This window comes from Citrobacter sp. H12-3-2 (assembly GCF_009649895.1).
In the GTDB taxonomy this organism is placed as follows: domain Bacteria; phylum Pseudomonadota; class Gammaproteobacteria; order Enterobacterales; family Enterobacteriaceae; genus Citrobacter; species Citrobacter portucalensis.
Genome location: NZ_CP045837.1, coordinates 828,483 through 841,548, shown reverse-complemented (window position 1 = coordinate 841,548; position 13,066 = coordinate 828,483). Strand labels below are relative to the sequence as shown.

The window sequence follows — 13,066 nt, the reverse complement described above, 5'->3', positions numbered from 1 at the left end:
GATGTAGGGTCTCATTTTTACAGTTGCTCACAGAAAAAACCCGGCTGGAAAGCCGGGTCTGCAATGATTACTGGGTTTTGGCTGGCGTTGCTGCTGGTTGCCCCGCCGTCGGCTCAATCTGGAAGACCACATCAACCTGATCGTCAAACTGAATAACCGGCTGTTCGTAGGTTTCCTGAGCGGATGTCGCAGGCGCTGCATCTGCTTTCATCATCCGTACCATCGGGCTCGGTTGATAATTGGAAACGTGGTAGCGCACGCTGTAAACGGGCCCCAGTTTGCTGTTAAAGCCCGCAGCTAACTGCTCAGCCTGATGAATAGCATCATCAATTGCTGCTTTACGCGCTTTATCTTTGTAAGTATCCGGCTGGGCAACGCCAAGCGATACCGAACGGATCTCATTCAGACCGGCCTTCAGTGCACCATCGAGCAGCGCGTTGAGTTTGTCCAACTGACGCAGCGTGACCTCAACGGTACGTACCGCACGATAGCCTTTAAGGACGCTTTTACCATTCTGGTAGTCGTAGTCCGGCTGGGTGCGCAGGTTTGCCGCGCTAATATCTTTCTTCGCTATCTGGTTCTGTTCAAGGAAGGACAGATATTGCGCCACGCGCTCATCAGCCTGCTTCTTCGCTGAAGCCGCATCCTTTGCAGCTACGTTCACTTCAATCGCCAGAGTAGCGATGTCTGGTGTCGCATCCACGCTTGCCGTTCCGGAAGTCACGATGTGCGGTCCATTTGGCAACTCATTTGCCTGTACCGATAGTGCGCTGAATCCGACTAATGCCGCCAGGGCCATTATTTTGAACTTCACGGTCGTTCCTCCATGTTTCATTAATTACCCCGAAACTCAGGGCACATGCAGGCAAGCTTAGCCGATCTCGCTGCGTTGTCCATCAGACAACACTTAGTTGAACAACGCATGAACGTGCGCAACACCTTCTTTTGCCAACTGAAAAGCGATAAACCACATCACCAATCCTACCAGGGTATTGATGATCCGCTGTGCTTTAGCAGTGCGCAAACGCGGAGCGAGCCAAGCCGCAAGCAATGCCAGGCCGAAGAACCACAGGAACGAAGCGCTGACGGTACCCAGCGCAAACCAGCGCTTAGGCTCAACGTCCAGTTGGCCTCCCAGACTCCCCAACACCACAAAGGTATCCAGGTAAACATGGGGGTTGAGCCATGTCACCGCCAGCATAGTAGCGATAATTTTCCAGCGTCCCTGCTTCATCACCTCGGCGCTGGCCAGTTCCAGGTTACTGCTCATCGCCGTTTTTAACGCCCCGAAACCGTACCAGAGTAAAAATGCCACCCCACCCCAGGTGACAAGCGCCATCAGCCATGGTGACTGCATCAGCAAGGCGCTACCGCCAAAGATCCCCGCGCAAATCAGCACTAAGTCGCTGATAGCGCAGAGTAAAGCAATCATGATGTGATACTGGCGACGGATCCCCTGATTCATCACGAAGGCGTTTTGCGGACCGAGCGGAAGTATCATAGCCGCACCAAGTGCAAGCCCTTGAAAATAATACGATAACACGTTAATCATCCCGAACTGTTTCTCTTAGGAGCAGACTATAGCGCGGGGAAAACATTAGCGGAAATGGATAATTTTAATCAGGGATAAGAAGAATTAATACCAAGGGTGGGGAAATGCCGGATGACGGCTGACGCCTTATCCGGCCTACAAAACCTGTGGGCCCGGTAAGCGATAGCGCCACCGGGCACGCGATTACTCTGCCGCGCTCTCTTTCACACGCTTGAAGTTCACATCCATCTGCGGGTACGGGAAGCTGATACCGTTGGCGTCAAACTCGCGTTTAATACGCTCCAGTACGTCCCAGTAGACGCTTTGCAGATCGCTACTGTTGCTCCAGACGCGTACCACAAAATTAATCGAGGAAGCGCCCAGCTCATTCAGGCGCACCGTCATTTCACGATCTTTAAGGATACGCTCGTCAGACTGAATGATATCGGTGAGGATTTTTTTCACCTGATCGATATCGGAGTCGTAAGCCACGCCGATGATAAATTCGTTACGACGAACCGGCTCACGAGAGAAGTTAATGATGTTCCCGGCAATGATTTTACCGTTTGGGATCACAACAATCTTACCGTCTACGGTACGCATAGTCGTGGAGAAAATCTGCACGTTGAGTACGGTTCCCGCTACGCCGCCGAGGTCTACATACTCACCTGCGCGGAACGGACGGAACATCACCAGCAGCACGCCAGCGGCGAGGTTGGACAGCGAACCTTGCAGCGCCAGACCAACGGCTAAACCTGCGGCACCGAGAACGGCAATCACAGAAGCGGTTTGTACCCCAACGCGACCCAAAGCGGCAATCAGCGTGAACGCGATAATCCCGTAGCGCACCAGTGCGGAGAGGAAGTCAGCAACGGTTGCATCAATTTTACGTGCCACCATCAGGCGGTTAACGGTGTTTGATACGATTCGCGCCACAATCATACCGATAATGACAATGGCGATGGCCGCAACGATGTTGACGGCATAGCTTAACAGCAGCTCCTGATTGCGGACCAGCCAGGTGCCCGCACCATTTATGCTGTCGACAACATTCAAATCTTCCATTCAATATTCCTTTTTTGCTTACCCAAATGGGAAAAATAAAGCCGTCCCAACGGGACTGGCAATCTGACAAGGGTAAACAATAAACCTGGATTTTGCCAAACAGATCACAGAATTCTCTGCCAGCAGCATATTGAAATGGCAATAAAAAAGGCCCGCATTTGCGGGCCTCATGTCACGTAGAACGGCGTAAATTACAGAACGTCAACCGCGTTCAGTTCTTTGAAAGCCTGTTCCAGACGGGTGATCATGGTTGCCTGACCAGCACGCAGCCATACGCGCGGATCGTAGTATTTCTTGTTCGGCTGATCTTCGCCTTTCGGGTTGCCCAGCTGGCCCTGCAGGTAAGCTTCGTTCGCTTTGTAGTAGTTCAGAACACCTTCCCAGGTAGCCCATTGGGTATCGGTGTCGATGTTCATTTTCACTACGCCGTAGCTTACGGAGTCTTTGATTTCCTGAGCAGTAGAACCGGAACCGCCGTGGAAGACGAAGTTCAGGCTGTTGTGCGGCAGGTTATGTTTCTTAGAAACATAGTCCTGAGAGTCGCGCAGGATGGTCGGGGTCAGAACAACGTTACCCGGCTTATAAACGCCGTGTACGTTACCGAAGGAAGCTGCGATGGTGAAACGCGGGCTGATTTTGCTCAGCTCGGTGTATGCGTAATCAACGTCTTCCGGCTGGGTGTACAGTGCAGAAGCGTCCATGTGGCTGTTGTCCACGCCGTCTTCTTCGCCACCGGTGCAACCCAGTTCGATTTCCAGGGTCATGCCCATTTTGGACATGCGCGCCAGGTATTTGGAGCAGATTTCGATGTTCTCTTCCAGAGACTCTTCAGACAGGTCGATCATGTGAGAAGAGAACAGCGGTTTGCCGGTTGCTGCGAAGTGTTTTTCACCCGCGTCCAGCAGACCGTCGATCCACGGCAGCAGTTTCTTCGCGCAGTGGTCAGTGTGCAGGATAACCGGAACACCGTAGTGTTCAGCCATCTGGTGAACGTGATGCGCGCCAGAGATAGCACCCAGGATTGCAGCGCCCTGAGGAACGTCAGACTTCACGCCTTTACCCGCGATGAAAGAAGCACCACCGTTGGAGAACTGTACGATTACCGGCGCTTTAACTTTAGCAGCGGTTTCCAGAACGGCGTTGATGGAGTCGGTACCCACGCAGTTAACAGCTGGCAGAGCAAAGTTGTTTTCTTTAGCTACCTGGAAAACTTTCTGTACGTCATCACCAGTGATTACGCCTGGTTTTACGAAATCAAAAATTTTAGACATATTACGAATCCTGTATCTTCGGCCTTGGAAAGGGCGCGCGCTCTAAAGCGCGCTAATAATTGGGCAGGTTTCCCTGCCCATTAAATGCTTACTTTTTAGCGCGCTCTTCGAGCATCGCTACTGCTGGCAATACTTTACCTTCCACGAATTCGAGGAAAGCGCCGCCGCCAGTGGAGATGTAGGAGATTTTGTCAGCAATGCCGAACAGGTCGATTGCTGCCAGGGTGTCACCGCCGCCTGCGATAGAGAACGCTTCGCTGTCTGCGATAGCGTTAGCAACGATTTCAGTACCTTTGCGGAAGTTCGGGAATTCGAACACGCCAACCGGGCCATTCCACAGAATGGTTTTCGCATTTTTCAGGATGTCAGCCAGCTGCTGTGCAGAAGCGTCGCCGATGTCCAGGATCTGCTCGTCTTCTTTCACATCGCTAACGGACTTCAGAGTAGCCGGTGCAGTTTCAGAGAATTCAGTCGCTACGCGAACGTCAGTCGGGACCGGGATGTCGCAAGTGGTCAGCAGACGCTTAGCTTCGTCAACCAGGTCAGCTTCGTACAGGGATTTACCCACGTTGTGGCCTTGAGCGGCAACGAAGGTGTTCGCGATACCACCGCCAACGATCAGCTGGTCAGCGATTTTTGACAGAGAATCCAGAACGGTCAGTTTGGTGGAAACTTTAGAACCGCCAACGATAGCAACCATCGGACGAGCAGGTTCTTTCAGTGCTTTACCCAGCGCATCCAGCTCAGCAGCCAGCAGCGGGCCTGCGCAAGCTACATCAGCGAATTTACCGATACCGTGGGTAGAAGCCTGTGCACGGTGAGCTGTACCGAAAGCGTCCATTACGAATACGTCGCACAGCGCAGCATATTTTTTGGACAGTGCTTCGTCGTCTTTCTTCTCGCCTTTGTTGAAGCGAACGTTTTCCAGAACCACCAGTTCACCGGCAGCGACTTCAACGCCGTCCAGGTAATCTTTTACCAGGCGAACCGGAGCAGACAGTTTGTCTTTCAGGTAGTTAACAACCGGCAGCAGAGAGAATTCTTCGTTGTACTCGCCTTCGGTAGGACGACCCAGGTGGGAAGTTACCATCACTTTCGCACCCTGTTTCAGGGCCAGTTCGATGGTCGGCAGAGAAGCACGGATACGCGCATCGCTGGTTACTTTCCCTTCTTTAACTGGTACGTTCAGGTCCGCACGGATAAAAACGCGTTTACCAGCCAGATCCAGATCGGTCATCTTAATTACAGACATGGTGAATCCTCTCGTTGATTCATAAAGTTTTGTCGACGCTCAAGCGTCGAGCCTGAAACCAATAGCAGCCATCGCTAACGTAGTGTCGAGCATACGGTTAGCAAAGCCCCATTCATTATCACACCAGACCAGCGTTTTGATCAGGTGAGCGCCACTCACACGCGTTTGCGTACCATCAACGATGGCGCTGTGCGGGTCGTGGTTAAAATCTACAGAGACCAACGGTAATTCCGTATAGTCAACTATACCATGAAATGCACCTTGTGCTGCTTTTTGCAGCAACTGGTTGACTTCACTGGCTTTTACTGGTTTTTTCACCGTCACGCTTAAGTCGATCGCCGTCACATTTATGGTCGGTACACGCACCGCTATCGCTTCAAAACGATCGTTAAACTGCGGGAAAATTCGCGTGATGCCCGCCGCCAGTTTGGTATCAACCGGAATAATCGACTGGCTGGCCGCTCGCGTGCGACGCAGGTCAGGATGATAAGCATCAATAACCTGCTGATCGTGCATCGCGGAGTGGATCGTGGTGACGGTACCAGACTCAATGCCGTAAGCATCATCCAGCAATTTAATGACGGGTATTATGCAATTCGTGGTGCAGGAAGCGTTGGAAACGATCCGGTGCTCAGCGCGCAGCTGATCCTGATTAACGCCATACACAACGGTTGCGTCGATGTCGTGACTACCAGGATGTGAAAAGAGCACTTTTTTTGCACCAGCGGCAATATGCGCCTCGCCGTGTTCGCGATTGCCGAAGACCCCCGTACAATCCAGCACGATGTCGACACCCAGTTCGCGCCATGGAAGTGCATCGAGTGTTCGCTCATGCAGAATGCGGATAGCGTCATCGCCAACGATGAGCTGGTCACGTTCCTGACGAACATCCCAGGCAAAACGTCCATGGCTGGTGTCATATTTCAACAAATGCGCCATGCCTGCAGCATCCGCAAGTTCGTTGATTGCCACCACGGTGATTTCCGCCCGACGCCCGGATTCATACAAAGCACGAACCACGTTGCGTCCGATGCGACCGAAACCATTAATCGCTACGCGTACGGTCATAGGTCTCCTGCAAGGATTTCTCAGAAACGATGTGGCAGACAGAGTAATGCAGCAAATCGCTCAGGGAAACCTTACCTGTCGCAAACTGCGACTAATTGGTTAATTGTCGAACATTTAATCGACTGAAACGCTTCAGCTAGAATAAGCGAAACGCGGAATAAAAGGAATGATTGTCCAGCAACAGAACACAGTTATCTGACTTGCGTCACATTTTAACGCCCTTCAACGCTAAATTTATTCCATATTCCAGAATGACGAATAACTTTAGCAAAATTATTTCGTTGTCGTGTTACACACCCTGATTTAAATCAGAAAGCCCCCTAACCTGCATCTAATCACCAGCGCGAGGACCGCGTCCCAGAGCCCTTCAACGATGCCGCAGACGCTCTGGATAGCAGACTGCGCCGTGCGATTGCGCAACGCGCGGCGCGTTGCGGAAAAGCAAAAAAAAACGGGCCGCCTGAGCGACCCGTTTTCACCTGTAATCGAAATTACAGCAGTTCTTTAGCTTTCGCGACAACGTTGTCTACGGTGAAGCCGAACTCTTCAAACAGCAGCTCTGCCGGAGCAGACTCACCAAAGGTGGTCATACCGACGATTGCGCCGTTCAGGCCCACATATTTGAACCAGTAGTCAGCGATACCTGCTTCCACTGCAACGCGAGCGGAAACCGCTTTCGGCAGCACAGACTCACGGTAAGCGGCATCCTGTTTGTCGAACGCGTCGGTAGACGGCATGGAAACCACGCGAGCCTTCACGCCTTCGGCAGTCAGTTTGTCCCACGCAGCCACAGCCAGCTCAACTTCAGAACCGGTAGCGATGAAGATCAGTTCCGGCTGACCGTCGCAGTCTTTCAGCACGTAACCACCGCGAGCGATGTTTGCCAGTTGCTCTTCGGTACGCTCCTGCTGTGCCAGGTTCTGGCGGGAGAGGATCAGCGCGGTCGGGCCGTCCTGACGCTCAACACCGTATTTCCACGCAACGGCGGATTCAACCTGGTCACACGGACGCCATGTGCTCATGTTCGGGGTCACACGCAGAGAAGCAACCTGCTCTACCGGCTGGTGAGTCGGGCCGTCTTCGCCCAGACCGATGGAGTCGTGGGTGTAGACCATGACCTGACGCTGTTTCATCAGCGCAGCCATACGCACCGCGTTACGGGCATATTCCACAAACATCAGGAAGGTGGAGGTGTACGGCAGGAAACCACCGTGCAGGGAGATACCGTTCGCGATAGCGGTCATACCGAATTCACGCACACCGTAATGGATGTAGTTACCGGCAGTATCTTCGTTAATCGCTTTCGAACCAGACCACAGCGTCAGGTTAGACGGTGCCAGGTCAGCGGAGCCGCCGAGGAATTCAGGCAGCAGAGGACCGAAGGCTTCAATCGCGTTCTGAGAAGCTTTACGGCTGGCGATTTTCGCCGGATTAGCCTGCAGCTTAGCAATGAACTCGTTCGCTTTTGCGTCGAAGTCAGACGGCATTTCACCTTTCATACGACGGGTGAATTCAGCCGCTTCCTGCGGGTAGGCTTTCGCATAAGCAGCGAACTTCTCGTTCCATGCAGCTTCTTTTGCCTGACCGGCTTCTTTCGCATCCCACTGCGCGTAGATTTCAGACGGGATTTCGAACGGCGCGTATTTCCAGCCCAGCTGTTCACGGGTCAGTGCGATTTCTGCATCGCCCAGCGGTGCACCGTGAGAGTCGTGAGTACCCGCTTTGTTCGGAGAACCGAAACCGATGATGGTTTTGCACATCAGCAGGGACGGTTTGTCGGTCACTGCGCGTGCTTCTTCTACTGCGCGCTTAATCGCGTCAGCATCGTGGCCATCAACACCACGAACCACATGCCAGCCGTAAGCTTCAAAACGCTTCGCGGTGTCATCGGTGAACCAGCCTTCAACGTGGCCATCGATAGAGATGCCGTTGTCATCGTAGAACGCAACCAGTTTACCCAGCTTCAGCGTACCAGCCAGGGAACATACCTCGTGAGAGATACCTTCCATCATGCAGCCGTCGCCCATGAAAGCATAGGTGAAGTGGTCAACGATGTCGTGACCTGGACGGTTAAACTGCGCCGCCAGCGTTTTTTCAGCGATAGCCATACCCACTGCATTCGCAATGCCCTGACCCAGAGGACCTGTAGTGGTTTCAACACCCGCGGTGTAACCCACTTCCGGGTGACCAGGAGTTTTGGAGTGCAGCTGACGGAAGTTCTGCAGCTCGGACATCGGCAGATCGTAGCCGGTGAGGTGCAGCAGGCTATAAATCAGCATGGAGCCGTGACCGTTGGACAGCACGAAGCGGTCACGGTCAGCCCAGGACGGGTTAGTCGGGTTGTGGTTCAGGAAATCACGCCACAGGACTTCGGCAATGTCAGCCATACCCATCGGGGCACCCGGGTGACCGGATTTGGCTTTCTGTACTGCGTCCATGCTCAGCGCACGAATAGCATTGGCAAGCTCTTTACGTGAGGACATTTTGACTCCAGATCGGATAATGAAGGCTGAGCCCTTAACGACTTGACGACAGCGCGTTTTGGGCTACGCCGGAAAAAAGTGCCAACAATGTAACCCAAGCCGCGTGTCATGTACATGGAGCATCCTTTTGCCGCTTCAGAAATCTCTGGATCGTGCGCGCAAGTTGCGCAATCTTCTCGCCCGCGTATTGTTCTTTTCTTTATACTTAGGCCGAGCGTCGGTTCACCTGCAAACGACGTAATTTTTAGAATAATCCTGACTTTGTGCGGAAGAGAAAAAATGAAAATTCGCGCTTTACTGCTTGCTACGAGCATGGCTGCGGCATTGACCGGCTGCCAGAACATGGACTCCAACGGACTGCTTTCTTCTGGCGCGGAGGCTTTTCAGGCCTACAGTCTGAGCGATGCTCAGGTAAAAGCGCTGAGCGATCAGGCCTGTAAAGATATGGACAGCAAGGCTACTATCGCCCCGGCCAGCAGCGAGTACGCAACGCGTCTTGGCAAAATCGCCGCCGCGCTTGGCGATAACATTAACGGCCAGCCGGTGAACTACAAAGTCTATATGGCGAAAGATGTGAATGCCTTTGCCATGGCAAACGGCTGTATCCGCGTGTACAGCGGCCTGATGGATATGATGACCGACAACGAAGTCGAAGCGGTGATCGGCCATGAAATGGGCCACGTCGCGCTGGGTCACGTGAAAAAAGGTATGCAGGTTGCGCTGGGTACCAACGCCGTACGTGCAGCGGCGGCATCCGCTGGCGGCATTGTCGGCAGCCTGTCGCAGTCGCAATTGGGCGATCTTGGCGAGAAACTGGTGAACTCGCAGTTCTCCCAGCGTCAGGAATCCGAGGCGGATGATTACTCGTATGATTTGTTGCGCAAACGCGGGATCAATCCGGCAGGTTTAGCCACCAGCTTTGAGAAACTGGCCAAACTGGAAGCTGGACGTCAAAGCTCAATGTTTGACGATCACCCGGCATCCGCAGAACGTGCGCAACATATTCGCGATCGCATGAGCGCAGACGGGATCAAATAACCGTTAATCGTGCCGGATGCGGCGTGAACGCCTTATCCGGCCTACAAACATCAACCAGCTGTAGGCCGGATAAGCGTTAGCGCCATCCGGCAAAACAACTTACTCGCCTTTTTTCGCTGCCTGGATGTACAGCATTTCCAGAGCCAGCGTAGCCGCCGCCAGCGCGGTGATCTCAGACTGATCGTAGGCCGGAGCCACTTCAACGACGTCCATCCCGACGATGTTCAGATCTTTCAGACCACGAACCAGCTTGATCGCGCGATCGGAAGTCAGACCGCCAATCACTGGCGTACCGGTACCCGGCGCAAACGCAGGATCCAGGCAGTCGATATCAAAGGTCAGGTACACCGGCATATCGCCGACGATCTGCTTAACCTGGGCGATGATGTCATCCACGCTGCGATCGTTCACCTGGCAGGCATCCAGCACGGTAAAGCCGTTGTCTTTGTCGAATTCGGTACGAATACCAATCTGCACAGAGTGATTCGGATCGATCAGACCTTCGTTCGGCGCAGTGTAGAACATGGTGCCGTGGTCGAATTCGCAGCCGTTCGCGTAGGTATCGGTGTGGGCATCAAAATGCACCAGCGCCATTTTACCAAAATGCTTAGCGTGTGCGCGCAACAGCGGCAGCGTGACGAAGTGGTCGCCGCCGAAAGAGAGCATGCGCTTACCGGCAGAAAGCAGCTTCTCAGCATGAGCCTGCAGTTTTTCACTCATTTCACGCGCATCACCGAAGGCATAAACCAGATCGCCGCAGTCCACCACGTTCAGGCGCTCGCGCATATCGAAGTTCCACGGGAAGCGGTTATGCTCCCACGCCAGATTAGTGGAAACCTGACGGATCGCCGCCGGACCATGACGCCCGCCCGCGCGGCCAGACGTTGCCATATCAAACGGTACACCGGTGATCACCCAGTCGGCGTCGCTGTCGTATGGCATGAAGTTCATCGGCAGACGTAAAAAACCAAAGGCGTTAGAAACCAGGGAGTTGTCGTATTGATGACCTAAGGTGCTCATGTACTGACCTCTTTAAAAATCGAAGAAAAAAAATCCCCTCCGCGTCGTTAAGCCCGACGAGGAAGGGATTGATTTGGTAGCTGCATATTTACGGCAAATTATCGCCGTTATTTTGTACGGATTCAAGTAAGTGCCACAAATGCGGCTTCGCTTTATCCGGCCTACTTTCGTAGGCCCGGTAAGCGTAGCGCCAGCAGGCATTTATCATTACTCATCTTCCAGATAAGTATAACCGTACAGACCGGCCTCAAACTCTTCGAGGAACTGTTGCTGCAGCTCGGTATCCAGATCGGTGTTTTTCACCTGGTCACGGAACTGCGTCAGCAAGGTGTTCGGATCCAACTGCACGTACTGCAACATATCCGCCACGGTATCCCCTTCGTCGGACAGCTCAACTTCTACGCTGCCGTCAGGGAAGACGAACACGTCAACCGCTTCGGTATCACCAAACAGGTTGTGCATGTTGCCGAGGATCTCCTGGTACGCCCCCACCATAAAGAAGCCCAGCATCGGCGGGTTCTCCGGGTCATATTCCGGCATCGGCATGGTGGTCGCAATGCCATCACCGTCAACGTAGTGGTCGATAGCGCCATCAGAGTCACAGGTGATATCCAACAGCACCGCGCGGCGCTCAGGTACCTGATTCAGTCCTTCCAGCGGCATTACCGGGAACAGCTGATCGATCCCCCACGCATCCGGCATCGACTGGAACAGCGAGAAGTTGACGTAAATCTTATCCGCCATACGCTCCTGCAGCTCGTCGATAATCGGGCGATGTGCGCGGTTGCTCGGGTCGAGTTGTTTCTGCACTTCATGGCACATGTTCAGATAAAGCTGCTCAGCCCACGCGCGCTCTTGCAGGCTAAAAGTACCTGAAGAGTAACCAACGTGAATATCGTGCAGATCCATCTGGCTGTCGTGCAGCCATTCACGCAGCGAACGGCGAGTTCCCGGTTCATGCATTTCTTGCCAGGTTTCCCACATACTTTGCAGAGCACGCGGCGCATCATCAGCCGGAGGCGTTGCTTCTGTGTGTTCGCTACGCTCAACGCCGATAATGTTAGATACCAGCACGGTATGGTGCGCGGTAACCGCGCGGCCAGACTCGGTGATTACCGTCGGATGCGGCAGACCGTGTTCTTCACAGGCGTCGCCAATAGCCCAGATGATGTTGTTGGCGTATTCGTTCAGGCCGTAGTTTACGGAACAGTCAGACTGCGAACGGGTACCTTCGTAATCCACGCCCAGACCACCGCCCACGTCGAAGCACTGGATATTGACGCCAAGCTTGTGCAGCTCAACGTAGAAACGCGCCGATTCACGTACGCCGGTGGCGATATCACGAATGTTCGCCATCTGCGAGCCAAGGTGGAAGTGCAGCAACTGAATGCTGTCCAGACGACCGCGCTCGCGCAGAATTTCGACAAGCTGCAGCACCTGGTTTGCCGCCAGGCCGAATTTTGATTTTTCCCCGCCGGAGGACTGCCACTTGCCAGAGCCCTGCGACGCCAGACGCGCACGCACGCCCAGACGCGGAACGACATTCAGGCGTTCAGCTTCATCCAGCACGATTGCAATTTCAGACATCTTCTCGATGACCAGATAGACCTTATGGCCCATCTTCTCGCCAATCAGCGCCAGACGGATATATTCACGGTCTTTATAACCGTTACACACGATCACGCTACGGGTCATTCCGGCATGAGCCAGAACGGCCATCAGTTCAGCTTTGGAACCCGCTTCCAGCCCCAGCGGTTCGCCGGAGTGGATCAGCGATTCAATCACGCGGCGGTGCTGGTTGACCTTGATCGGGTAAACGAGGAAATAGTCACCGTTGTAACCGTAAGATTCACGGGCACGTTTAAACGCGGCGTTAATCGAACGCAGACGGTGTTGCAGGATCTGCGGGAAGCAGAACAATGCAGGCAAACGCTGGCCCTGCGCTTCACGGGCTTTCACCAACTCAGCAAGGTCAACGCGCGCTTCGGGTACGTCCGGATCCGGGCACACGCTAATGTGACCCAGTTCATTGACGTCGTAGTAGTTATTACCCCACCAGGCAATATTGTAAGTACGCAGCATCTTGCTGGCTTCCTGGGAACTCATTGCAACCTCCTGCATGGAGCGTAGTACACCGTGTTCGCCTGCTGACGAAGGCGAACCCAAAGAAATGTCGTCAGACATAGCGAACCTCAATTTTATTAACAAGTGTAAAACAGTTGACTACTATCGCAATCCGAAGACGCGATAACAACCCAAATACAGGCAGAATTTGCAGCAGATAGTGCTGACGCTCCGACTGTGCGACCGGTTTCTTTTTCATATCAATGTAAACACG

Annotated in this window: 11 protein-coding genes; 1 reads left to right on the top strand and 10 read right to left on the bottom strand. The window is 53.5% G+C overall.

Annotated elements, in window-relative coordinates; all coding sequences use genetic code 11:
• Positions 1–67: 67 nt before the first annotated feature.
• From GHC22_RS04055 to tkt, 7 genes are all read right to left on the bottom strand, one after another.
• Positions 68–814 carry an oxidative stress defense protein gene (locus GHC22_RS04055; protein ID WP_003825465.1) on the bottom strand — a complete coding sequence of 249 codons (747 nt, stop codon included), beginning with the start codon at positions 812–814 and terminating at the stop codon, positions 68–70.
• Positions 815–907: 93 nt separating this feature from the next.
• A complete protein-coding gene (gene argO, locus GHC22_RS04050) occupies positions 908–1,543 on the bottom strand; it encodes an arginine exporter ArgO (protein ID WP_003027005.1) in 636 nt (211 codons plus the stop codon).
• A 192-nt stretch (positions 1,544–1,735) separates the two neighbouring features.
• A complete protein-coding gene (locus GHC22_RS04045) occupies positions 1,736–2,596 on the bottom strand; it encodes a small-conductance mechanosensitive channel MscS (RefSeq protein WP_003825461.1) in 861 nt (286 codons plus the stop codon).
• A 191-nt stretch (positions 2,597–2,787) separates the two neighbouring features.
• Complete coding sequence (gene fbaA / locus GHC22_RS04040) at positions 2,788–3,867, bottom strand: class II fructose-bisphosphate aldolase (protein WP_003027029.1); 1,080 nt, start codon at positions 3,865–3,867, stop codon at positions 2,788–2,790.
• 88 nt (positions 3,868–3,955) lie between these two features.
• Positions 3,956–5,119, bottom strand: a complete 1,164-nt coding sequence (gene pgk, locus GHC22_RS04035) for a phosphoglycerate kinase (protein WP_003027032.1) — start codon at positions 5,117–5,119, stop codon at positions 3,956–3,958.
• 39 nt (positions 5,120–5,158) lie between these two features.
• On the bottom strand, positions 5,159–6,187 hold the full coding sequence (gene epd, locus GHC22_RS04030; protein WP_008785759.1) for an erythrose-4-phosphate dehydrogenase: 1,029 nt from the start codon (positions 6,185–6,187) through the stop codon (positions 5,159–5,161).
• Between the two features lie 491 nt (positions 6,188–6,678).
• Positions 6,679–8,670, bottom strand: a complete 1,992-nt coding sequence (tkt, locus tag GHC22_RS04025) for a transketolase (RefSeq protein ID WP_003825453.1) — start codon at positions 8,668–8,670, stop codon at positions 6,679–6,681.
• Positions 8,671–8,949: 279 nt separating this feature from the next.
• Between tkt and GHC22_RS04020 the strand changes: the two genes are divergently transcribed.
• Positions 8,950–9,708 carry a M48 family metallopeptidase gene (locus tag GHC22_RS04020; RefSeq protein ID WP_003825452.1) on the top strand — a complete coding sequence of 253 codons (759 nt, stop codon included), beginning with the start codon at positions 8,950–8,952 and terminating at the stop codon, positions 9,706–9,708.
• 99 nt (positions 9,709–9,807) lie between these two features.
• Here the strand turns inward: GHC22_RS04020 and speB are convergent, their stop codons facing one another.
• The 3 genes from speB to yqgB all read right to left on the bottom strand — a co-directional run bounded on the left by speB (position 9,808) and on the right by yqgB (position 13,051).
• The gene (gene speB / locus GHC22_RS04015; RefSeq protein ID WP_003027056.1) at positions 9,808–10,728 is read right to left on the bottom strand and encodes an agmatinase; all 921 of its coding nucleotides are present in this window, start codon (positions 10,726–10,728) and stop codon (positions 9,808–9,810) included.
• A 207-nt stretch (positions 10,729–10,935) separates the two neighbouring features.
• A complete protein-coding gene (gene speA / locus GHC22_RS04010) occupies positions 10,936–12,912 on the bottom strand; it encodes a biosynthetic arginine decarboxylase (RefSeq protein ID WP_071692619.1) in 1,977 nt (658 codons plus the stop codon).
• On the bottom strand, positions 12,905–13,051 hold the full coding sequence (yqgB, locus tag GHC22_RS04005) for an acid stress response protein YqgB (protein WP_071692618.1): 147 nt from the start codon (positions 13,049–13,051) through the stop codon (positions 12,905–12,907). Before yqgB ends, speA begins: the two co-directional genes overlap by 8 nt.
• Positions 13,052–13,066: the final 15 nt, after the last annotated feature.

Excerpts from the sequence above, each read along its gene's own strand:
- speA (WP_071692619.1), bottom strand. The coding sequence starts at position 12,912 with ATGTCTGACGACATTTCTTTGGGTTCGCCTTCGTCAGCAGGCGAACAC.
- epd (WP_008785759.1), bottom strand. The coding sequence starts at position 6,187 with ATGACCGTACGCGTAGCGATTAATGGTTTCGGTCGCATCGGACGCAAC.
- GHC22_RS04045 (WP_003825461.1), bottom strand. The coding sequence starts at position 2,596 with ATGGAAGATTTGAATGTTGTCGACAGCATAAATGGTGCGGGCACCTGG.
- pgk (WP_003027032.1), bottom strand. The coding sequence starts at position 5,119 with ATGTCTGTAATTAAGATGACCGATCTGGATCTGGCTGGTAAACGCGTT.
- yqgB (WP_071692618.1), bottom strand. The coding sequence starts at position 13,051 with ATGAAAAAGAAACCGGTCGCACAGTCGGAGCGTCAGCACTATCTGCTG.
- GHC22_RS04020 (WP_003825452.1), top strand. The coding sequence starts at position 8,950 with ATGAAAATTCGCGCTTTACTGCTTGCTACGAGCATGGCTGCGGCATTG.
- speB (WP_003027056.1), bottom strand. The coding sequence starts at position 10,728 with ATGAGCACCTTAGGTCATCAATACGACAACTCCCTGGTTTCTAACGCC.
- tkt (WP_003825453.1), bottom strand. The coding sequence starts at position 8,670 with ATGTCCTCACGTAAAGAGCTTGCCAATGCTATTCGTGCGCTGAGCATG.
- fbaA (WP_003027029.1), bottom strand. The coding sequence starts at position 3,867 with ATGTCTAAAATTTTTGATTTCGTAAAACCAGGCGTAATCACTGGTGAT.